Raw genomic sequence first — 21,310 nt, forward strand, 5'->3', positions numbered from 1 at the left:
TGACTAGTATAAACAAACCATTTTATTTTTATTTAACATTCAGCAAGGAAAATACGATATTATACAAGAATGTATTTTAGTTAGTTCAGAAAGGAGGACAGCCATGAAGAAGAGAACTCTTGCTCTTATTTTATGCGGCGTCATCATCACAGCGCTTCTTCCGTCATTCCACACCGCAATCGCCGCAGAGGGAGAAGCGGTCATCGCGACAGACAAGATCAATGTCAGAGGCGGTCCCGGCCTGAGCTATGGAATTAAGGCTGAAGTAAAAAAAGGGGAAAGATACCCGATCGCTAAAGAAGAGGGAGACTGGGTGCAGCTTCAGCTGAGCCCCGGTAAAACCGGATGGGTCGTTTCCTGGCTGATATCAAAAACAGCCGGGGGAGCAGACAATTCATCCGCAACAAGCGGAACGGTCACTTCCACCGATCCTGACCTCCGCATCAGAAAAGGCCCGGGGACATCATATGAAGTCATCGGCAAACTTCCGCAAGGCGCACATGCATCCGTGCTGGACAAGAACAGCGGATGGGTGAACATTTCTTATCAAGGCACAACCGGATGGGTTTCTTCCGAATACGTCACCGCGGACAGCGGCGGATCGGATACGAAAGCAACTTCGGCCCGAAGCGGGTCAAAAAACGGGACGGTCGGCGTTTCTTCATTGAATGTCAGAAGTGCAGCGTCACACGATTCAGCGATTATGACTAAATTATCACGCGGAACAAAGGTTTCCATTTTAAGTGAAGACCACGGCTGGCTGAAAATTGAAGCAAACGGGCAAAAAGGCTGGGCAGCAAGCCACTACATCATAAAGGATTCTGACTCATCGGACAGCGCATCCGGCTCGGGAGACGGTTCTGCGGGCTCAGGCTCCTCGAAAAAAGCGTATATTGTGTACGGCGGCACCAACTTAAGGAGCTCGGCCTCGACTTCCGCTTCTATCGTAAAAAGAGCAGATAAAGGCGCAGCCTACCCGATTGTCGGCTCAAGCGGCAAATGGTATGAAGTCCGGCTTGAAAACGGACAAACTGCATATGTGGCAAACTGGGTCGTACAAACGTCAAAAAGCGGTGAGGAAACAGGCGAAGCACCTTCTCCCAACACGTCAGGCGGCAGCGGCTCACTTAAAAACAAAACGATCGTCGTTGATCCCGGACACGGAGGAAAAGACAGCGGAACGATCGGCTACTCCGGAAAGTTTGAAAAAAACGTAACGATTAAAACCGCTAAGCTGCTGGCCCAAAAATTGCGGGCATCCGGTGCAAACGTGTATATCACCAGACAGGATGATACTTTTATCAGCCTGCAGGCCAGGGTTTCAACCTCTCATTACCGGAATGCGGATGCCTTTATCAGCATTCACTATGACAGCTATGCCGATACGTCAACGCGGGGAAGCACGGCTTATTATTACAGTCCGTCTAAGGATCGCCAGCTTGCCTCAGACGTCCATTCTGAAGTAGTGAAGCGTTCCCCTATCCCGGATCGCGGCGTTCTGTTTGGCGATTATTACGTCCTGAGGGAAAATAAACGGCCTGCCATGTTGTATGAGCTCGGCTATCTCAGCCAACCGCAAGAAGAAACAATCATACATAGCGGCTCTTATCAGGAAAAAGTGACAGACGGAATTGAAAGCGGATTGGAACATTATTTTCAATCATAAAAAAAAAGCTGCCGAACGGCAGCTTTTTTATTGTTTAGAATCCATAATCAATGTAATCGGCCCGGAATTCGTCAGCTGAACATCCATCATGGCTCCGAATATTCCGGTTTCCACTTTGACTCCTTTTTCCCGAAGGAGCTCGTTCCACTTTTCATAAAGGAGCACTGCCTGATCCGGTTTAGCCGCATTCATAAAATTCGGGCGTCTCCCTTTCTTCGTTTCGCCGTAAAGCGTAAACTGGGAAACGGATAAAATCTCCCCGCCCGTATCCAAAAGCGATAAATTCATCTTGCCGGTTTCATCATCAAAAATCCGGAGATTCACGATTTTATCCGCCAAGTAAGCGGCATCTTCTTCTGTATCTTCATGAGTGATGCCGACAAGCGCCATAATGCCGGGTCCGATCCGGCCGGCGACAGCGCCGTCAACCGTCACACTTGCTTCTGTTACACGCTGAACAACTAATTTCATAGCAAGCTCCTTTTAGTTCATTACCCGCCGGACTGAATAGATGTCTCTGATCTGCTTAATCCGCTCGACCACTTTATGCAGATGGTTGATGTTTTGAATAAAAATCGCCATATGAATCGTAGCGACTTTATTGCGGTCGGATTTGCCGGAGACAGAGGAGATGTTGGTTTTCGTCTCATTTACGGCTTGGAGCACCTCATTTAAAAGCCCGAGACGGTCATACCCCAAAATCTCAATCTCAACGTTATATTCTTTGCGTCTTTGAACCTGTGATTCATGCTCCCATTCAACAGGGATCAGACGTTCCTGCGCTTCATTCGTTTTGACGTTCGGACAGTCATCCCGGTGAACGGATACACCGCGCCCTTTTGTAATAAAACCGACGATATGGTCGCCAGGAACCGGGTTGCAGCATTTCGACAAGCGGACGAGAAGGTTGTCAATGCCTTTTACGCGCACACCCGCTTCCCGTTTTCTCCCTTGCGGATAATGTTTCGGCTCGGAAGTGACTTCCTGAACGATTTTTTCCTGCTCTTCCTGGTCACGCAGCTTCCGCTCTTTTTCGGTGAGCCTGTTGGCCACCTGAAGAGCGGTAATGCCGTTATACCCGACCGCCGCATACATATCCTCTTCATTAGAGAAATTGAACTTGTCGGCAACTTTTTGAAGATTTTCGAGTGTTAAAACATCTTTCACTTCAAAATCAAGATTTTTAATTTCTTTCTCGACAAGCTCACGACCTTTTTCGACGTTTTCTTCACGGCGCTGTTTCTTAAAGAATTGGCGGATTTTGTGTTTCGCCTGGGACGTCTGCGCCAGTTTGACCCAGTCTTGACTCGGACCGTATGAATGCTTGGACGTCAGAATCTCGACGATGTCGCCCGTCCGGAGCTTATGGTCAAGCGTCACCATTTTTCCGTTCACTTTCGCCCCGATTGTTTTGTTGCCGATCTCCGAGTGGATTCTGTAGGAAAAATCAATCGGCACAGAGCCTGACGGCAGTTCAATGACATCGCCTTTTGGCGTAAATACGTATACCATGTCAGAAAACAGATCGATTTTCAGCGATTCCATAAATTCTTCCGCATCGGTAGACTCGTTTTGGAATTCAAGAATTTCACGGAACCAGGACAGTTTTTTCTCAAATGTCGCTTCTTCGTTTGCAGCCTTGCCTTCTTTATATGCCCAGTGTGCGGCCACCCCGTATTCAGCGATCTCATGCATCTCAAACGTTCTGATCTGCACTTCCAGCGGATCGCCTTTAGGCCCGATTACGGTCGTATGCAGCGACTGATACATATTCGGCTTAGGCATTGCAATATAATCTTTGAATCTGCCCGGCATCGGCTTCCAGCACGTATGAATAATGCCGAGTACGGCGTAGCAGTCTTTAATGCTTCCGACAAGAATACGGACGGCGAGCAGATCATATATTTCATTGAACTGTTTATTTTGCAGCGCCATCTTGCGGTAAATGCTGTAGATGTGCTTCGGACGTCCTGAAAAGTCCGCTTTGATATTCACTTCTTCGACGCGTTTTTTCACTTCATTGACAACCTCTTCGACATAAAGTTCGCGTTCCGCGCGCTTTTTCTTCATGAGGTTGACGATTCTGTAATATTGCTGAGGATTCAAATAACGGAGAGCGGTGTCTTCCAGCTCCCATTTGATTTTAGAAATCCCGAGCCGATGGGCCAGCGGAGCGAAAATTTCCAGCGTTTCGTTTGAAATTCTCCGTTGCTTTTCCTGCGGAAGATGCTTTAACGTCCGCATATTGTGAAGGCGATCCGCCAGCTTGATCAATATGACTCTGATATCCTGAGCCATAGCGACAAACATTTTTCGATGGTTTTCCGCCTGCTGCTCCTCTTGAGATTTATACTTAATTTTACCGAGCTTCGTCACGCCGTCGACAAGCATCGCCACTTCTTCAGAAAATGCTTCCTTCAGGTCGTCGAGGGTGACATCCGTGTCCTCTACCACGTCATGCAGAAATCCGCCCGCAATTGTGGAAGGGTCCATTTCCAGATCGACGAGGATCCCCGCCACCTGAATCGGATGAATGATGTACGGCTCACCTGATTTGCGGTACTGTTCGCGATGCGCGTTTTGCGCATACAGGTAAGCTTTCTCAACAAACGCAATCTGCTCCTCCGGCAGATAAGTGCGCGCTTTATCTATTACTTGCTCGGCAGTCAATACTTGTTCGTTCGCCATGGAATCACCTTTTTTAAATGTAAACTGTATTAGTTTATTATCAAGAAAAAAACGAGAGATGTAAAGGGCAGAAGTTCAAAACACCTAAAGAATCTGTCAGGATGATGAAATAATAGGAAAAAAGCACCCTGACACGAGTGCTTTTTTCCATATGCGGTTAATATTTCATTAATGTTAAAATATCGTAATCGTCAAGCTTGTCTCTGCCGTCAAGGTAAGAAAGCTCGATTAAGAACGCAATACCGGCTACAACGCCGCCCAGTTCTTCGACAAGCTTAATCGTTGCTTCGATCGTGCCCCCTGTTGCCAGCAAATCATCAGTAATCAGCACGCGCTGTCCCGGCAGAATCGCATCTTTATGAATTGTCAGTACGTCTTTTCCGTACTCCAAACCGTAATCGACTTTAATGACCTCACGCGGAAGTTTTCCTTCTTTCCGAACCGGCGCAAAGCCGACTCCGAGAGCGTATGCAACCGGACAGCCGATAATAAAGCCGCGCGCTTCAGGCCCGACAACTAAATCAATTTCTTTTTCTTTTGCATATTCAACAATTTGGTCAGTGGCGTAACGGTATACGTCGCCTTTGTCCATCAATGTCGTAATATCTTTAAATTGTACGCCTTCTTTCGGGTAATCGGGCACAATTGTTACGTATTTTTTAAGATCCATCTGTTCTATGTCCTCCTCGTACTTTCATAAGCTTCTGAACCTTGGTTCATTAGCTTATTCAGCCATTCCTTCAGCTCATGGGCTGCGGAATAATTGAGCTTCTGGTCTAATTCCATCAGCTGCTGTTTTACCTGATAGGTTTGCGAATCTGCCAGGTCGCGTTTTTTCGCGCCGCTCACGACAGACAGCACACCATCTTCTATTTTAACAAAACCGAGATCAAAAAACACCTTTGTCATGAAATTGATTGTGTCAATTGACCATCCTCTGTGTCTCGCAAGCTCTGAACCATGCTTGCCGAAGTCAAAAGCGCCCCTTTTCAAGAGAAATGCATAAAACCACTTGAAATCATTCCGCGATGGAAATGAGGACAGGAAATGTTCTTCATGATTGATAAAAACAAAATAAATCCGTTCCGGCTTCTTTCCGTCAAGCAAATGCTGCAGACGATCCGCTGACGGCGGCACATCCAGAAAAACGGCATATTTTCCGTCAAGCTGGAGAGCTTTCGCCTCGGATTCCGAAGTGATCCCGGCAAGCTCGCCCGACAGCTCTTTTTCACGGAGCTTCTGAGCGGTTTTTTCGTTAAAGCTGATGAGCACCCGTTTTTCCTTCGGCAGCGCGGTGACCGTGTCTTCCCACGTCCGCTTGCCCCTGATATCAAAAAGCTGCCATTCCGGCACCGCAGCATCTTTAATCATCAGCTGGGGCTTCTTTCTGTTGTTCCATTCATTAATGGACATCTCGCCGACAATGGAAATCGTTGATCCGGGGACAACTCCGGCTTCAAGCTCTCCTTTGTTAAAGCCGACGCAGTCAAGGACGGCGGAATCACTTTTCACCGTCATTTTCACGTGGTTTTTATTCGCTCCGATCAGGCGCACATCATCAAGCACGGCATTTTTCACCATCACATGCGGTTTAGGGTTAAGCATGCCGAACGGCGACAGCATATTCAATTCTGTAATGCTTTCAACGGTTATGTCTTCTACGCCGCAGACAAGATCAACCTCCTGAACGGGAATAAAATCCTCTTCCGTAAGGGTTTCTTCAGCCATTTGATTCAACCTGTCCCTTAATTCCGCCACATCTTCAGCCTTCAACGTCATTCCTGCCGCCATCGGATGCCCGCCGAAATGAGGAAGAATGTCTCTGCACTGTGAAAGGCTCGTAAACAGGTTGAAGCCTCTGATGCTTCGCGCCGACCCTTTAGCGATTCCCTGCTCCTCATCTATCCCAAGCACAACAGCGGGCCGGTAAAAACGTTCAGCCAGCTTCGATGCGACAATACCGACGACTCCCGGATTCCAGCCGGCTTTTGCCACTACAATGGCAGACGGGTTTCCGCCTTGCTGCTGAACCATTTCAACAGCCTCTTCGGTCATGGTTTTCACCATTTTCTGCCGCTCTTTATTCAGCCGGTCAATATCCGAAGCCAGTTCCTCCGCTTCAAACTGATCTTCAGTCATCAGCAGGTGCACGGCGGGATCGGCCTGTTCTATTCTTCCGACGGCATTGAGCCTCGGCGCGACCTGAAATCCGATCGTTTCCTCATCAGCTTGTCCGATATCTCCGCCGGAAAGCTTAATCAGAGCTTTGAGGCCCGGCCGATTTGTCGTCCGAAGCCTTTCGATCCCGAGTGACGCAATTAATCTGTTTTCATCATGAAGAGGCACCAGATCTGCAACCGTACCGATTGCCGCCAAGTCCAGCATAGCTTCCGGCAAAGAACCCGTAAGCGCGTGGGCAAGCTTAAACGCCACACCGACGCCGGCCAATTCTTTAAACGGATAGCCGCATCCCGGCTGCTTCGGGTGGATGATCGCAAATACGTCAGGAAGCTCGGGTCCCGGCTCATGGTGGTCGGTAATAATGACGTCTAAGCCCAGCTCTTTTGCGACTTCAGCTTCATGGACGGCGGCGATTCCCGTATCCACTGTAATGATCAGCGAAAATCCCCGCTCTTTTATGGAGCGGAAAGCTTGTTCATTCGGGCCGTAGCCTTCTGTAAAACGGTCGGGAATATAAAAGTCAACGTCTGCCGACAGCTGTCTGAGTGCCGTCAGCATCACCGACGTGCTTGTAACGCCGTCCGCATCGTAATCTCCGTAAATCATAATCGGTTCCCCTTGAGAAACCGCCAGTTTTATCCGATCAACTGCTTCCCGCATTCCCTTTAATTCATACGGGTCATAAAAGTCTGCATCCTTTGTATGTAAAAACAGCCTTGCGCTTTCGGCAGTATCAAAACCTCTTTTTACAAGCAGTGATGCCACAAGAGGTGTTATGTCCAATTGTTCTGTGAGTGATTTGACTTTTTCCTGATCCGGCTGCTGGATTTCCCAGCGCATTTTTGACGCTAACATAAATTCACCCCTCAACCACCCTATTATACTAGAGCGGACTGAGGGGTTTCAAATGTTATTCTGATCCTTTTTTCTCTTCAAGCATTTCTTCCGGCGGCGCGGCTGTTTTTTGGCCGTCCGAATCAGCCGTCAATTCACCTGCGGATCTGTTTTCTTTCCGCAGCATTTTAATTTCGCGCTTCAGTTTCATCACTTGAAAGATACCGGCTGAAAACACGATCAGCGCTCCCATTAACACAGAGCCTAAAATGACTAAAATCAGCGGCCATTCAGCGGTTCCGAACAGATAATCAACCTCAACCGCCCGCACGTTAATGACAGCAAAGATGGCGACAATCAAAGTAAATAGTAAAGCGAATATAATAGTCCATTGTTTATTCATGCGTCTGCCCCCAATTGTTCATTCTTATCTTTTCCCCCATTTTCCCGGGAGTAAACCCCGGTCTCAGGAAATCCGGGCCGTTAACTGCTCGCGGATCAGCTTTTTCAGTCCGCTTCTTTCTCCCGATATAACGAGGGTGTCCCCTGCTTCAATTACGGTATCAATGCCGGGGCTCAGCTGTTTTTGCCGGTTTTTCTTTACGATCGCAATAATCTGGACGTTGTAATGTTTCTTGGTCTCCAAATCTCCGATTGTACGGCTGACAGCCGGTGCATGAGATTCGGCTTTAAACCACTCAATGACGAGCTCATCAAGCGCAACTTCCACAGATTCCAGCGCTTTCGGCTTATACGTCATCCCGCCTAAAATAGCGGAAATCTGTCTCGCCTCTTCGTCGTTAAATTCAACGGATGCCAAGCATTCGTCATGATCATTCTCATCGAAGTAATAGAGCTCTTTTCTGCCGTCATCATGAAGAATAATACTGATTTTATCGTGATTTTTCGTAATGACTTCTACTTTCTGGCCGATGCCCGGAAGCTCCGACTCACGAACGTTCATAAGAACCCTCCTACATGTTTTTACAATGATGATTGATTATGTAAGCGTATGTCATTATAGCAAATGCAGGTTTTAAGTTCAATGCGGCCTGAAAAAACAGGCTGCCTTCTGCAAGACAGCCTGTTCCCATTTTACTCTTCGATTGATTTTTTCCCTTTAAATTCTTTTCCTTTCCATACAAGCCACAGCTGCGCGGCGATGTAAAGAGAGGAATAAACGCCCGTCAATAAACCGACCAATAAAGCGACGGAGAAGTTTGTAATTGACGATGAGCCCAAAATGAGCAGCACGACGACAACAATCACAACGGTCAAGACCGTATTGATCGAACGTGTAAAGGTTTGCTGCAAGCTCAGATTCACGATATGTTCCAGATCGGCAAATGACTTCGGCTTACGTTTTTTCATCTGCTCACGTATCCGGTCAAATGTAACGATCGTATCATTTATCGAGTAACCGATAATGGTGAGAATTGCGGCGATAAAGGTGACATCGACCTCCAGCCTGGTAATGCTGAAAAACGCGACGATAAAGAAAGCGTCATACAGCAGGGATACAATCGCGGCGACAGCCATTCTGTACTCGAAACGGATTGACACGTAAATAATGATGCCGATTGATGCAATGGCGACGGCATATAAGGCATTACGGGCCAGTTCTTTTCCGACTGTCGGCGATACCGTGCTGACGTTCGGCTCAGATCCGTATTTGTCCTTAAAGTACGTTTTGATTTCAGCGATTTTTTCTTTAGATGGCTCTCCGACAAACCGGGCCGCGGCAACATGGTTCTCTTTACCAGAAAGCACGATGTTTTCCGGCTCCATGCCGAGAGAGTCAAAGTCTTTTTCAACCTGCTGCGCCGTCAATGCATGATTGCTCTGCACGTCAATCCGCGCACCGCTTGCAAAATCGATTCCGAGGTTGAGCTTAAAGACCAGTAAGATGATAATTCCCGCAATGGTTACAGCGCTTGAGAAAATAAAGAAATATTTTCGCTTGCTCGTGAAATCCCATTTTTGGAATGCCGTATGCGGTTCAGTATTTTCATCCGTTTTTTGAATGTCCATAATATGTTTTTTCTTGACGCCGAACCAGCCTTTTTTCCGGTCAAGCCATCTGCTTTCCACAAGAAGGGAGAGCAGGAATCTCGAAAGGAAGACAGCTGTAATAAAGCTTGTCAGAATTGACAGAATCAGCATCGTCGCAAACCCTTTTACAGAGCTTGTCCCGAAAATAAAGAGCACGACCGCTGCGATGATCGTTGTGATGTTCGCATCGAAAATCGTCGCGAATGACCGTCTGTTCCCTGAACGGAAAGCTGAGCGGACGGATTTGCCGAGTTTCAGTTCTTCTTTTATCCGTTCATAGGTGATGATGTTGGCGTCAACCGCCATCCCGACACCCAAAATGAGCGCCGCAATACCCGGAAGCGTCAGCACCGCCTGCATCCAGTCGAACACTTGAAGCGTAATATACACGTATACAGAAAGCGTAATTACCGCTATGAGTCCAGGCAGTCTGTAATAAAGCAGCATAAATAAGAAAACAATTGCAATACCGATGATGCCAGCCTCTACCGTATCATGCAAAGCCTGCTGTCCGAATTGCGCCCCTACTGAAGTAGAGTATTTTTCGGTCAGTTTCACAGGCAGCGCGCCCGCGTTTAAAATATTGGCCAAGTCCTTCGCTTTTTGAACGGTGAATTGACCTTCAATCGTGACATCCTTCGTGTTTAATTCCTGGCTCACATTCGGAGCGGATACATATTTCGGATGTTTTTTGCCGACTTCTTTTTTAAATGAATCGCCTTTTTGGTAATCAAGCCAGATCACAAGCTGATTATTAGGCGCCATTTTCTTGACTTTTTTCGTCACTTCTCCGAACTTATCTGCATCCTTCAGCTTAACGCTGACAATCGGTTCGTTCGTCGTCGGATCAAAGGTTTGCTTCGCGCCGTTTTCCACGAGATCAGAGCCGTTTAACAGCTCTTTATCATTCGTATCCCTGAACGAGAGCTGCGCTTCCGTTGACAGAATTTCGCGCGCCCTGTTCTGATTCGTGACGCCCGCCAGCTGTACGCGGATGCGGTTATTTCCTTCAATCTGAATGTTCGGCTCGCTTACGCCGAGAACGTTAGCCCGGCGGTTCAGCGCCTGCACCGTGCTGACGAGCACGTCTTTTGTGATTTTATCGCCTTTTTTGACGGGCTGCACATCGTACAGAACTTCAAACCCGCCGCGTAAATCCAATCCTAACGTAATATTATTGGCAGCCGGTTTTGTAAAATACCCCAGCCCTGTGCCGATCAATAATACGATCAGGAAAAACGCAATCAAGCGTCCTTTTTTCATTATGTATTTCCTCCTTAAACCTATGCCGTCAAATCATTATCTCAGCAGTTCATCTAAAGCTTCCTGACCCTCATCGCTTTCCAGCCAATTAGACGACTTAAAAGCTTCAACGGTTGCATAGTTCATAAAATCGCCAATTTTAACTGATAAAATATGACCGGCCAATTCATGCAGCGGCAGTTCCTTTTTCTGTTTCCACTTTTTATGTATTAAGTATGACCATAAACTCTCGTGCTCAACATCATCGTATCCGAGGATTTTGAACTCTTCAAGTTTACTGTACAAGAAAGGCCGCAAATGATCTTTGTACATTTCGGCGGGATGTTTCTCCACTGGGCGCTCGCTCCTTTTTCCATTTTTCTCGAAGACTTGTCATGCTCGGACGACATCGGCGCATATCTTTATTGTATATGATTCCAGGTAGTTTGAGAAGGCAGGGGTTTATAAAATGGCAAAACAGACTTTTTTAAGGGGCACTCTTATTCTCATCGCAGCCGGGATGATTACGAGAATGCTCGGCTTTGTCAACCGGGTGGTTATCGCCCGGTTTATCGGTGAAGAAGGGGTCGGTTTATACATGATGGCTGCCCCGACATTTTTCTTGGCCACCACTTTGACTCAATTCGGCCTCCCCGTTGCCATCAGCAAACTTGTCGCTGAAGCAAGCGCGCGGGGGGACCGGCAGAAAATGAAACACATTTTAGTGATGTCGCTTACCGTCACCGGGATATTAAGTCTCATCTTCACGCCGCTGTTTTTATGCTTTGCGCCGATTATGTCCGAAACGATGCTGACGGATCAGCGCACGGTTTACCCGCTTCTGGCGATTACGCCTGTCGTACCGATTATCGCGATCTCCAGCGTGCTGCGCGGTTACTTTCAGGGCAGGCAGAATATGAACCCGCTGGCGTTTTCCCAAGTGCTTGAGCAGATCGTGCGGATTTCACTTGTCGCAGTCTGCACGACGGTGTTTCTGCCGTACGGGATTGAATATGCCGCAGCCGGAGCCATGATTTCGTCTGTCATCGGGGAGCTTGCCTCTCTTATTTATTTATTCATTTGTTTTAAAGCAAATAAAACAATCAGAATCAGAAAACAATTTTTCAAGTCGATTGCAAATGGAAAAGAAACCTTCCGCCAGCTGATGAGCGTGTCACTCCCGACAACCGGAAGCCGCTTCATCGGAAATTTATCTTGGTTTTTTGAACCTATTGTCGTCGCGCAGAGCCTTGCGATTGCAGGAGTGGCCACCGCTGCCGCCACCAGCCAGTACGGGGAGCTGACCGGATTTGCCATGACGGTTTTGACGCTGCCCAGCTTTATAACCTATTCTCTGTCAACGGCGCTTGTTCCTGCGATCAGTGAAGGGATGGAGCAAAAAAAGCTGCAAGTTGTCGAATACCGTCTGGAACAGGCGATGAGGCTGTGTCTTTTAAGCGGAGGCATTTCGGTGGTTATTTTATTCTCTTTCGCTGATGAACTGATGTCCGTCATGTACGGATCAACTAATGCGGCGGTATTTGTTAAAGTGATGGCGCCGTTTTTTCTGCTTTACTATTTTCAGGGGCCCCTTCAGGCGGTGCTGCAGGCTCTCAATTTAGCCGGGGCCGCCATGATGAACAGTTTTATCGGCGCCGCTGTCAAAACCGGCCTAATTTTTGTTTTGGCGACCAGGCCTTCCTTGGGCATCATGGGCGCCGCACTTGCGATTGTAACAGGGATGGTCCTTGTCACCCTGCTGCATGCGGCCACCGTAAGCAAGGTGCTTCCGATCAGCATTAAAATAAAAGAATACGCGCTCTGTTTTGCCGTCATATTCATTTGCGGTTATGTCAGCCGCATCATCAAACACGCCGTTCATTTTTCAGGGTCAGAGGCTGTTAATCTCACAGGCTGGATTGCAATGACCGCGATTTTGTACATAGCGCTTCTTCTGTTATTCAGGCTGATTAAAAGGGAAGAGCTGATCCGTATTCCGGTCATCGGCAAGTTCGTGACGCGGTAAAACCCATTTATGGCTCCCCTTTTTCATCTTTAAGATCAATAAAAAAAGCGCCGTCCGTAAACGTGCAGAATGATATAACCGAAAGATCGCGATATCCTCTTTTTGCTAAATTTTTTTCGAGCCAGTGTTTATCTTTCCCGATTCTGTCCAGGTGCTCGTTCTGAATGACCCCGTCAACGATAAGCGATGTTTCCATCTGCTTACCCTTATTGTTTTTCTTTTTGACGATCGACAGTTTGCCTGAAGACTCCAAAATGGCGTATGACACGTCAGAGATTCTATCGATGTTATTTTCCCTCAGCTGCATAAGAAGATCGTCAAAATTGTAGCGCTGCGATCTCATCGCCCGTTCATCAATTTTTCCCTGTTTTATAATAATGGTGGGTTTTCCGTCAAGCAGCTGCCGTATTTTTTGGCTTTTGAGCGAAATAAAAGCAAGGCTTACTTGAATAATCATTAAAACGACAATCGGCACAATTGTATGCAAAAGCTTATCTTTTACATTTTCAATTGCCAATACGGCAATCTCGGCAATCATAATGGAGACGACAAGGTCTAAAATGCTCAGTTCTCCGATTTCCCGTTTTCCCATCAGTCTGAAAATCACAAGAATGATAAAATAAAGCACAATCGTACGAAACGTAATAATGATAATATCTTCCATATCGCACCTCCAACGGTCATAGCATTTGCCATCGGCTCTGAATTATGTAAGAAACGGGCTGAACATCATGCATTTACGTCTAATTCGAACATTCAGAGAATACATTTAGAAAAAGACGGGCTCCGGCTTGTCATATATCAGGCCGCAGGGGCGGAGAGGAGATAAAAATGGAAGAAACGAAACAAGTGGGAAGAGGCGTCTTGTATGGCTTAGTGGCTATCTTTGCGGTGATGCTTCTTACGAGTTTGGCGATTTCGCTTTTACTGACGGTTACCTCAATGGAAGAATCATCTTTCAGCTGGCTGATCACCGCGCTTTCCTTTCTTTCTTTATTTGCGGGCGGTTTTATATCGGGCGGCAAAGCGAAGGAAAAAGGCTGGATGATCGGGGCTTTAACCGCCGTCTGTTTTTCATTAATCATCTTGCTGTTTCAATATTTAGGTTTCGGAAAAACGTTTACATCCGGTCAGCTTTTGTTTCATCTCGGCTTTTTGGGAGTCAGCATGCTGGGCGGCATTTTCGGAGTGAATTTGAAAGGAAGCAGATCAGCGTAATAAAAAAAGAGCGGATTCTCCGCTCTTTTTTTGTATGTATGAGCTTCGCTGTTATTCAGCGGAAGCTTCTCTGATTGCGCGGCGGTCAAATGTTAAACGGGTGTTATCACCTGTTTTAATGACGACCTTGCTTTCATCAATTGAATCAACAGTGCCGTGCAATCCTCCGATTGTCACCACTGTATCCCCTTTTTTCAGCTCTTCCTGCATCTGGCGTACGGCCTTCTGCTGCTTTTGCTGCGGACGGATGAGCAGGAAATAAAGCACTGCAAACATTAAAATAATAGGAACGATTGTGCCTAAAGTACCCATCTGTTTCCCTCCTTTCATGAATGGTTTTATTTAGAAGCTTTTCGCATTTGGCTTATTATAGCCGTAACGCTCAAAGAACTCTTCTCGGAAATCACCAAGACGATCCTCCCGGATGGCTTGTCTGACCTGCTCCATTAAGTGTAACAGAAAATGAAGGTTATGGTAAGTTGTTAATCGAATTCCAAACGTTTCATTACAGCGGATCAAATGTCTGATGTAAGCGCGGGAGTAATTTTGGCATGTATGGCAGCTGCACTCTTCGTCAATCGGACAGAAATCACGCTCATATTTGGCGTTTTTCATATTCAGACGTCCTTCATTCGTAAACACCGTGCCGTTTCGGGCAATCCGGGTCGGCAGTACGCAGTCAAACATATCCACGCCGCGGATGGCGCCGTCAATTAAGGCATCCGGTGAACCCACACCCATTAAATATCTCGGCTTGTCCTTCGGTAAAAGCGGAGTTGTAAACTCAAGCACTCGGTTCATGACGTGCTTCGGCTCGCCGACAGATAATCCGCCTATGGCATAACCCGGAAAATCAAGCGAAACCAAGTCTTTTGCACTTTGTGTCCGCAGGTCTTCGTATTCTCCGCCCTGTACGATTCCGAACAGCCCCTGCTCATCTGAGCGCCCGTGCGCCTCCAGGCAGCGTTCCGCCCAGCGGCTGGTCCGTTCCACAGAGCGTTTCATGTAATCATACTCTGCCGGATACGGCGGACACTCATCAAACGCCATCATGATATCAGAGCCGAGGGCGTTTTGAATTTCCATCGCTTTTTCCGGAGATAAAAACAGCTTGTCTCCGTTTAAGTGATTGCGGAAATGAACGCCTTCTTCTTCTATATTACGAAACTTGCTCAATGAAAAGACCTGAAAACCGCCGGAATCCGTTAAAATCGCGCGGTCCCAGTTCATAAACTTATGAAGCCCGCCCGCTTCTTTTACAATGTCGTGTCCCGGGCGGAGCCATAAATGGTACGTATTGCTTAAAATAATGCCCGCATCCATAGATTTCAGCTCGTCCGGAGACATCGTCTTTACCGTAGCAAGCGTGCCGACCGGCATAAATACAGGCGTCTCAAAGGAGCCGTGGGGCGTATGGACTCTGCCCAGGCGCGCTCCCGTTTGTTTGCATTCCTTTATAAATTCATAACGTATCGGTTGTTCAGCCACTTTGTATGAGGCCTCCTGTCATTCAAATTAGATAATCAGCATGGCGTCGCCAAAGCTGAAGAAACGATATTCCTCTTCTACCGCATGACGGTAGGCGGAAAGAACATGCTCTCTGCCGGCAAGCGCAGAAACGAGCATGATAAGCGAAGATTTCGGCAGATGAAAATTGGTGATCATGCCGTCAATCGCTTTAAATTCATATCCCGGATAAATGAAGATGGACGTCCAGCCGCTTGAAGCTGTAAATACGCCGTCATGTTCGCCGGCAATGGTTTCCAGGGTGCGCGTTGATGTCGTCCCGACCGACACGATGCGCCCTCCCGCCTTTCTGACCTCGTTTAAAGAGGCGGCGGTTTCTTCCGTCATTTCATAAAATTCAGCGTGCATGTTATGCTCTTCCACATCATCAGCACTGACCGGGCGGAATGTGCCGAGTCCCACATGAAGTGTGATAAATTCAATCCGCACACCCTTTTGCTTCAGCTCGTCCAGAATCTCTTCCGTAAAATGAAGTCCGGCCGTCGGAGCTGCGGCAGATCCGATTTCTTTTGAAAAGACGGTCTGATACCGTTCTTTATCATCAAGCTGCTCTTTAATATAAGGAGGCAGCGGCATTTCACCGAGTGATTCAAGCACTTCGTAAAAAATCCCCTCATACCGGAATTCTATTTTTCTGCCTCCGTGATCAAGCTCCTCGGTGCAGACCGCTGTCAGCCGGCCGTCGCCAAATGTCAGGACTGTTCCTTTTTTTACGCGTTTCGCCGGCTTTACGAGCGTTTCCCATGTATCATTTTCTTCCTGTTTTAATAACAGAAGCTCCACTTTCGCCCCCGTATCTTCTTTTGTGCCGAATAATCTTGCAGGCAGCACACGGGTATTGTTCAAGACGAGGCAATCCCCTTCATTAAAAAAGCTTACAATCTCTTTAAATGAACTGTCCGTCAGCCCGCCCGTCTGTTTGTCGAGCACCATCAGCCGCGATGCGTCACGCTCTTTCAGCGGCACTTGGGCAATGAGGCGTTCAGGCAGTTCAAAATCAAATAAATCGACTTTCATCATTTCACCTTAATTCTGTCTATTGTTATTTCATTCTGCCGAAAAAATTAAGCAGAATGGATAGTATCACACTGATCACAATACAAGTGACAACGGGAAAGAAAAATGTAACATTTCCCTTCTTAACGAAAATATCTCCGGGCAGCCTTCCGACAAAGTGCCAGACTGCGCCGGCAATAAGCAAAACGGCACCGAGAACCATGAGAACCTTCGGAAAGTCAGTCACGGGCGGGCGCCTCCAATCGAAAATGTTCATACACAGCGGGAGTCACGACCCGTCCCCTCGGCGTCCTCTGGAGAAATCCGATCTGCAGCAGATACGGTTCGTACACATCCTCTATTGTATGCGGTTCTTCGCCGATTGTCGCGGAAATCGTATCAAGGCCGACGGGACCGCCGCTGAATTTTTCGATCATGCCCATCAGCAGCTTATGGTCGATATGATCGAGGCCGAGTGCATCGACTTGAAGACGTTCGAGCGCATCGTGAGCGATTTCTTCCGTGATGCGGCTGTCGCCGAGCACCTGGGCAAAATCTCTCACCCTTCTGAGAAGCCGGTTTGCAACCCGCGGCGTTCCCCTTGACCGTCTGGCGATTTCCAGAGCCGGGGCTTTTTCGATATCCACTTCAAAAACGTCAGCCGTTCTTGACACGATATCTGTCAGCTCTTCCTGCGTATAGTATTCAAGGCGCGACAGCACCCCGAACCGGTCTCTGAGCGGTGCGGTCAATAATCCGACCCTTGTCGTCGCTCCTACAAGCGTAAAAGGGGGAAGGTCGAGACGGACGGAGCGGGCGGACGGGCCTTTTCCAATGACGATATCAAGGCAGAAATCCTCCATCGCCGGGTACAGCACTTCCTCAATTGAGCGGTTCAGCCTGTGAATTTCGTCTATAAACAGCACATCCCCTGGTTCGAGCGCCGTCAAAATGGCTGCCAAATCTCCCGGTCTTTCGATGGCGGGACCTGACGTCGTCCGCATCTCCACACCCATCTCATTGGCCACGATAGACGCAAGCGTTGTTTTCCCGAGACCCGGAGGCCCATATAAAAGAACGTGGTCCAGCGTTTCCTGCCTCATTTTCGCCGCATCGATAAACACGCGCAGATTTTCTTTCACCTTCTTTTGGCCGATATACTGGGCGAGATTCTGCGGCCTGAGGCTTTGCTCGATTATTGATTCATGGCTGTCTGCTTCACTTGAAACGAGCCGTTCATCCATGAACATCACCTTACTTTAATAATTTTTGCAATGCTTTTTTCACATATTGATCTGTTGAAAGCGCCGTTTCCTCTTTTAAGTGAGGAAGCACTTTTTTAATTTCTTTTTCGGCGTAGCCGAGAACCCGGAGCGCTTCAAGCGCCTCGTCAAGCGCCGTTTCAGCCTCTTGTTTTTCAATGCGCGCTTCATGATTGAACAGGTTGTCAATCATTTCAGGCACGACGTCGGCCAGTTTGCCTTTCAGATCAAGAATAATCTGCCGCGCCGTTTTTTTGCCCACACCCGGAAATTTCACCAAAAAGGCTTCATCTTCCTGTTCGATCGCTTCGATGACGGCTCCGGGATCACCGGAACCGAGGATGGCGAGGGCCCCTTTAGGCCCGATGCCGGTGACGTTCAGCAGCTTTGTGAAAAGCGCTTTTTCTTCCCGGGTTGAAAAACCGTACAAAGAAAAGGCGTCTTCTTTTATATGATGATACGTAAAAATGGTCTCTTGATTGCTTACCTTATAAATAAACGGATTCGGAGTGAAGACCTGATAGCCGATTCCGCCGTTTTCAATCACGATGTATTGGGGAGATACATAATCAATCGTCCCCTTCACGAATTCAATCACACCTATTCACCTCTTTGACTGCTTATCATTGTAACACAAAAACAGCCAAAGTCTTATAGAAAAGTTAACGTATGTTCGCTTTGACACCTTCCATTCAGAAAAAAAAAAGACATGTGTCACATGTCTTGCGTCAAAGTCAGCCGCTGTAAGTCTTAATATGATCGATCACGCTCTCAAACTCCGCTTTTGTCCTGTACGGTATGCCGTGTTCCAAGTGCTTTTGCAATCGACTTTCCAGCCTTTCTATATCAATCTGAAAGAAAGACTGAATCGGCTCGGCCAGCGATCCGGGACGGCCGTGAAAAGTGGAGATGACGCCTCCGTCCGTGACGCCGATATAACCGTTAACCTTACTGAGCGGAGAAATGTCATCAACATGCTTACGGAAAAGGACGAAGCCTTTTTTCTGCTCAACGAGCGTCCAGCCGGAGTATGCGGCCCAAAAATCCTCCATCGCTAAAACGGTTTCATCCGTATGTTCAATGCCGACATCACCGTCAAGATAGACCTTTTCCAGCTGGACATGCACCCGAAGCGGCCCGTAATGCTCGACCTCAGCCCCGTATGCGCCTTTTCCTCCGCAAATCAGGGCCGCAGCTGATAAGATAAGCATAAACAATAGACGCGCACCGCAAATTCGTTTCACCAATAACACCTCTTTATTCAATCAAACTCTTGATGCTAGTTTGACCAAAGATGCCGGTGCTTAATCGTTTTCTTTCATTTGTCTGTTTCAGGCCGAAAAAAAGCAGCCTCTATATGAGGGCTGCCTCGATGATTATGCCCGGCCGGCTGAAATCAGTTTCATTTGTCCGGGCGTCAGTTTGAGCCGGTATCCCCTTACGGTCAGATACACAGTTTTTGCTCCGCGGCTTTTGTCATGCTCCGTTTTTTTCATCCCGGCCCCTCCGTTACGTTTTATTAGTTTTATGTTAACACCGCAATATAAAGAGCGTTTTAAGAATATGTAAAGAAATGATGAAGATTTATCCATAAAAATACTGCCGGATGAAATCATCCGGCAGTCCGTTTAACGGCTGTTTCTGTTCATGTCTTGCAGCTTTGTAAAAGTAGCGTTGTCGGTAAACACTTGAATTGTACGGTCGTCCGCGAACTTTTTGGCCGCATGTTTGACATGTTTATCATCATTTTTCGTAAAAGGATGATTTGTTCTGACTGCAATAACGACTCTCGTGTCAGTCACGATGACCTGGCTATCCTGTACGCCTTTTACTTTTTTCACACGGTTTGCAACTTTTGCTGCCAACCTGATGTTTTCGGCGTTGTCATACCCATTATAAGACATTGCTGCCGGCGGCGTATTGACATTTCGGCCGTTATATGTGCCGTCCGTCGTTAACGGAACCCCGTCATTAGGCGCGTACTGGTCGGACACATTTGTCGTATTATGACGGCCGTTTCGGTTTTCCATCATTTCAGAAACGGGTCCTTGATGGTCCATTCCGTACTGGCCTCTGCCGTTACCATTATCATTCGAATAATATCCGACCGGACGTGTTGACTGATTGTTGCGTCCGTCATTCATGGCATTATTTGCTCCGCATGCCGTTAAGCTTGCCGTCACGGCTAAAACGCCCGCGATCGTCATCAGTTTTTTACCCAATGGAAAAACCCCCCGTGGATTCATCGCTGTTTGAGCGTTTTCCGCTCATGTTTAGGATGTGCGGCGGGCGGCGGGTTTAAGCTTGTCAGTTATGTCCATTCCTCAGTTGGACATAAAAAAAGGAACGACATACATCGTCCCGAAACATTAATCTTCTTCTTCCTCCGGCCGTCCGAATACTTGATTTGGACTCGGCTGATTCGGCGCGACATTGGGATTTGCTCCGCCGTAAGGCATAAAATGTCCTGCGTTTGCACCCATATTCGGATACGGCTGCACAGGCATATTTGCGTGATGGTGATGTGAACCGTGGTGATGGTGGTGGTGGTGATGTGAATCATGGCAGCCGCAATCATCATCCTTATATTTTCCATCATGATGAGGCACGTTTGCGTAATGTGACGAATATCCGCCGTAATACGGCATTTGACCGTAAGGAGCACCGCCGAAACCAGATGCAGAACCATCATAATGCTCTGCATTTTCATGGGCCTGGTTTTCATATTCACCGTAACCCGCTTGCGGCCCAAATCCCGGATGATGGAATCCGTACGGTAACGGCATCGGCATTACCGGAAAGCCTCCAAAACCTCCTCCAAAACCGCCGAAACCTCCGCCTACCGGGAAGCAAGGGTGGCATAATCCAGAACCCGGCAGCATCGGTGTCACCGGAACCGGACAAGGACAAGGCATGCACGGCATCGGGTAATGCATAAAAGGCGGTTCAACGGCCGGCATATTCGGAAACGGGACATTCGGAATGTTTGGCATATTCGGCAGATGATAAGCGGCGTTTTCTTCTTCCATCTTTCCGGCTTCAGGCGCCTTTGGCATATTCGGGTAATTCGCGTTTTCCATGTTGATCATTTCCTCCTGTTGTGGAATGTTATTGTCATGCTCTTTTTCTTTCGGCTCGACAAAATGTGTCACCGGTTCCTCCGGCTTAGGAGGCGACCACGGCTGAAACAGCTGATTGGACGGGTAATATTGGTTCATATCAGCTTCCGGCAGCACATTTTCATGCTTTTCAGGGATTGGCGGCACATACGGAATTGACGGCTTTGGTTCTTCCGGTATGGTGTCTTCAATGTCCACAACTGATTTCGGTTTTTCTTTGGCATATGGATGCCCATGCTTATGCGCAGACGTTCCGAAGCCGGCCTTAGGTTCTTTTCTGACCGGAACGGCTTCTGAAGGCACCTTTATCTTCATTCCAGGCATAATTAAGTCTGGATTGCTAAGCTGATGATTCAGTTTTTTTAGCTCTTCAAGATCAACTCCGTATTTTTCAGCTATTTTCCAGAGCGAATCGCCTTTTTGAACGATATGAATTTTCAACGTTTTCCCCTCCTATGCACAAAACGTGAACGGTACATTTGTCATTACAATACGTTTC

22 protein-coding genes are annotated in these 21,310 nt (G+C 47.6%); 3 read left to right on the plus strand and 19 right to left on the minus strand.

Annotated features, from left to right (window positions below):
- Window positions 1-103 precede the first annotated feature (103 nt).
- Window positions 104-1,666 (plus strand): N-acetylmuramoyl-L-alanine amidase family protein, encoded by a 1,563-nt coding sequence (locus tag SB847_RS08605; RefSeq protein WP_101670093.1) that lies wholly within the window; start codon window positions 104-106, stop codon window positions 1,664-1,666.
- A gap of 27 nt (window positions 1,667-1,693) precedes the next feature.
- On the opposite strand, the gene dtd is transcribed toward SB847_RS08605, so the two are convergent.
- From dtd to SB847_RS08645, 8 genes are all read right to left on the minus strand, one after another.
- Window positions 1,694-2,137, minus strand: coding sequence for a D-aminoacyl-tRNA deacylase (gene dtd / locus SB847_RS08610; protein ID WP_410577519.1), 444 nt, complete (start codon window positions 2,135-2,137; stop codon window positions 1,694-1,696).
- A 12-nt stretch (window positions 2,138-2,149) separates the two neighbouring features.
- Complete coding sequence (gene relA / locus SB847_RS08615; RefSeq protein ID WP_003152716.1) at window positions 2,150-4,354, minus strand: GTP diphosphokinase; 2,205 nt, start codon at window positions 4,352-4,354, stop codon at window positions 2,150-2,152.
- 157 nt (window positions 4,355-4,511) lie between these two features.
- Window positions 4,512-5,024: an adenine phosphoribosyltransferase gene (locus tag SB847_RS08620; RefSeq protein ID WP_003152714.1), complete on the minus strand. Its 513-nt coding sequence runs from the start codon at window positions 5,022-5,024 to the stop codon at window positions 4,512-4,514.
- 5 nt (window positions 5,025-5,029) lie between these two features.
- A complete protein-coding gene (recJ, locus tag SB847_RS08625; RefSeq protein ID WP_224223707.1) occupies window positions 5,030-7,390 on the minus strand; it encodes a single-stranded-DNA-specific exonuclease RecJ in 2,361 nt (786 codons plus the stop codon).
- A gap of 55 nt (window positions 7,391-7,445) precedes the next feature.
- The gene (locus tag SB847_RS08630; protein ID WP_014418528.1) at window positions 7,446-7,772 is read right to left on the minus strand and encodes a LapA family protein; all 327 of its coding nucleotides are present in this window, start codon (window positions 7,770-7,772) and stop codon (window positions 7,446-7,448) included.
- 63 nt (window positions 7,773-7,835) lie between these two features.
- Window positions 7,836-8,333, minus strand: a complete 498-nt coding sequence (locus SB847_RS08635) for a cation:proton antiporter regulatory subunit (protein ID WP_410577522.1) — start codon at window positions 8,331-8,333, stop codon at window positions 7,836-7,838.
- A 131-nt stretch (window positions 8,334-8,464) separates the two neighbouring features.
- A complete protein-coding gene (gene secDF, locus SB847_RS08640; RefSeq protein WP_032873841.1) occupies window positions 8,465-10,684 on the minus strand; it encodes a protein translocase subunit SecDF in 2,220 nt (739 codons plus the stop codon).
- Between the two features lie 36 nt (window positions 10,685-10,720).
- Complete coding sequence (locus SB847_RS08645) at window positions 10,721-11,017, minus strand: post-transcriptional regulator (protein WP_007408189.1); 297 nt, start codon at window positions 11,015-11,017, stop codon at window positions 10,721-10,723.
- Between the two features lie 115 nt (window positions 11,018-11,132).
- Between SB847_RS08645 and spoVB the strand changes: the two genes are divergently transcribed.
- Complete coding sequence (gene spoVB, locus SB847_RS08650) at window positions 11,133-12,689, plus strand: stage V sporulation protein B (protein ID WP_007408188.1); 1,557 nt, start codon at window positions 11,133-11,135, stop codon at window positions 12,687-12,689.
- A 7-nt stretch (window positions 12,690-12,696) separates the two neighbouring features.
- Here the strand turns inward: spoVB and SB847_RS08655 are convergent, their stop codons facing one another.
- Window positions 12,697-13,353 carry a DUF421 domain-containing protein gene (locus tag SB847_RS08655; protein WP_410577524.1) on the minus strand — a complete coding sequence of 219 codons (657 nt, stop codon included), beginning with the start codon at window positions 13,351-13,353 and terminating at the stop codon, window positions 12,697-12,699.
- A gap of 167 nt (window positions 13,354-13,520) precedes the next feature.
- On the opposite strand from SB847_RS08655, the gene SB847_RS08660 reads away from it, so the two are divergent.
- Complete coding sequence (locus SB847_RS08660; protein WP_003152697.1) at window positions 13,521-13,907, plus strand: TIGR04086 family membrane protein; 387 nt, start codon at window positions 13,521-13,523, stop codon at window positions 13,905-13,907.
- 51 nt (window positions 13,908-13,958) lie between these two features.
- Here the strand turns inward: SB847_RS08660 and yajC are convergent, their stop codons facing one another.
- The 10 genes from yajC to safA all read right to left on the minus strand — a co-directional run bounded on the left by yajC (window position 13,959) and on the right by safA (window position 21,252).
- On the minus strand, window positions 13,959-14,219 hold the full coding sequence (gene yajC / locus SB847_RS08665; RefSeq protein WP_007408187.1) for a preprotein translocase subunit YajC: 261 nt from the start codon (window positions 14,217-14,219) through the stop codon (window positions 13,959-13,961).
- A gap of 30 nt (window positions 14,220-14,249) precedes the next feature.
- Window positions 14,250-15,395 (minus strand): tRNA guanosine(34) transglycosylase Tgt, encoded by a 1,146-nt coding sequence (gene tgt, locus SB847_RS08670; RefSeq protein ID WP_410577526.1) that lies wholly within the window; start codon window positions 15,393-15,395, stop codon window positions 14,250-14,252.
- Between the two features lie 27 nt (window positions 15,396-15,422).
- Window positions 15,423-16,451, minus strand: coding sequence for a tRNA preQ1(34) S-adenosylmethionine ribosyltransferase-isomerase QueA (queA, locus tag SB847_RS08675; RefSeq protein ID WP_029326052.1), 1,029 nt, complete (start codon window positions 16,449-16,451; stop codon window positions 15,423-15,425).
- A 25-nt stretch (window positions 16,452-16,476) separates the two neighbouring features.
- On the minus strand, window positions 16,477-16,677 hold the full coding sequence (locus SB847_RS08680) for a DUF2905 domain-containing protein (protein ID WP_003152687.1): 201 nt from the start codon (window positions 16,675-16,677) through the stop codon (window positions 16,477-16,479).
- Window positions 16,670-17,674 (minus strand): Holliday junction branch migration DNA helicase RuvB, encoded by a 1,005-nt coding sequence (ruvB, locus tag SB847_RS08685; RefSeq protein WP_007408185.1) that lies wholly within the window; start codon window positions 17,672-17,674, stop codon window positions 16,670-16,672. Before ruvB ends, SB847_RS08680 begins: the two co-directional genes overlap by 8 nt.
- A gap of 10 nt (window positions 17,675-17,684) precedes the next feature.
- Window positions 17,685-18,290, minus strand: coding sequence for a Holliday junction branch migration protein RuvA (ruvA, locus tag SB847_RS08690; RefSeq protein ID WP_003152683.1), 606 nt, complete (start codon window positions 18,288-18,290; stop codon window positions 17,685-17,687).
- 136 nt (window positions 18,291-18,426) lie between these two features.
- A complete protein-coding gene (locus tag SB847_RS08695) occupies window positions 18,427-18,936 on the minus strand; it encodes an intercompartmental signaling factor BofC (protein ID WP_044801625.1) in 510 nt (169 codons plus the stop codon).
- A 132-nt stretch (window positions 18,937-19,068) separates the two neighbouring features.
- Window positions 19,069-19,188, minus strand: coding sequence for a hypothetical protein (locus SB847_RS08700; protein WP_007612850.1), 120 nt, complete (start codon window positions 19,186-19,188; stop codon window positions 19,069-19,071).
- 132 nt (window positions 19,189-19,320) lie between these two features.
- Window positions 19,321-19,914 (minus strand): YhcN/YlaJ family sporulation lipoprotein, encoded by a 594-nt coding sequence (locus tag SB847_RS08705; RefSeq protein WP_410577528.1) that lies wholly within the window; start codon window positions 19,912-19,914, stop codon window positions 19,321-19,323.
- A 147-nt stretch (window positions 19,915-20,061) separates the two neighbouring features.
- Window positions 20,062-21,252, minus strand: coding sequence for a spore coat assembly protein SafA (gene safA, locus SB847_RS08710; protein WP_410577530.1), 1,191 nt, complete (start codon window positions 21,250-21,252; stop codon window positions 20,062-20,064).
- Window positions 21,253-21,310: the final 58 nt, after the last annotated feature.

The organism is Bacillus sp. SIMBA_026 (genome assembly GCF_046535335.1).
In the GTDB taxonomy this organism is placed as follows: Bacteria; Bacillota; Bacilli; order Bacillales; family Bacillaceae; genus Bacillus; species Bacillus velezensis.

What these genes read in the sequence shown, in the direction of transcription:
- SB847_RS08605 (WP_101670093.1), top strand. Translation starts at nt 104, where the DNA reads ATGAAGAAGAGAACTCTTGCTCTTATTTTATGCGGCGTCATCATCACA.
- dtd (WP_410577519.1), bottom strand. Translation starts at nt 2,137, where the DNA reads ATGAAATTAGTTGTTCAGCGTGTAACAGAAGCAAGTGTGACGGTTGAC.
- relA (WP_003152716.1), bottom strand. Translation starts at nt 4,354, where the DNA reads ATGGCGAACGAACAAGTATTGACTGCCGAGCAAGTAATAGATAAAGCG.
- SB847_RS08620 (WP_003152714.1), bottom strand. Translation starts at nt 5,024, where the DNA reads ATGGATCTTAAAAAATACGTAACAATTGTGCCCGATTACCCGAAAGAA.
- recJ (WP_224223707.1), bottom strand. Translation starts at nt 7,390, where the DNA reads ATGTTAGCGTCAAAAATGCGCTGGGAAATCCAGCAGCCGGATCAGGAA.
- SB847_RS08630 (WP_014418528.1), bottom strand. Translation starts at nt 7,772, where the DNA reads ATGAATAAACAATGGACTATTATATTCGCTTTACTATTTACTTTGATT.
- SB847_RS08635 (WP_410577522.1), bottom strand. Translation starts at nt 8,333, where the DNA reads ATGAACGTTCGTGAGTCGGAGCTTCCGGGCATCGGCCAGAAAGTAGAA.
- secDF (WP_032873841.1), bottom strand. Translation starts at nt 10,684, where the DNA reads ATGAAAAAAGGACGCTTGATTGCGTTTTTCCTGATCGTATTATTGATC.
- spoVB (WP_007408188.1), top strand. Translation starts at nt 11,133, where the DNA reads ATGGCAAAACAGACTTTTTTAAGGGGCACTCTTATTCTCATCGCAGCC.
- SB847_RS08655 (WP_410577524.1), bottom strand. Translation starts at nt 13,353, where the DNA reads ATGGAAGATATTATCATTATTACGTTTCGTACGATTGTGCTTTATTTT.
- SB847_RS08660 (WP_003152697.1), top strand. Translation starts at nt 13,521, where the DNA reads ATGGAAGAAACGAAACAAGTGGGAAGAGGCGTCTTGTATGGCTTAGTG.
- yajC (WP_007408187.1), bottom strand. Translation starts at nt 14,219, where the DNA reads ATGGGTACTTTAGGCACAATCGTTCCTATTATTTTAATGTTTGCAGTG.
- queA (WP_029326052.1), bottom strand. Translation starts at nt 16,451, where the DNA reads ATGAAAGTCGATTTATTTGATTTTGAACTGCCTGAACGCCTCATTGCC.
- ruvB (WP_007408185.1), bottom strand. Translation starts at nt 17,674, where the DNA reads ATGGATGAACGGCTCGTTTCAAGTGAAGCAGACAGCCATGAATCAATA.
- SB847_RS08700 (WP_007612850.1), bottom strand. Translation starts at nt 19,188, where the DNA reads ATGAAAAAAACGGAGCATGACAAAAGCCGCGGAGCAAAAACTGTGTAT.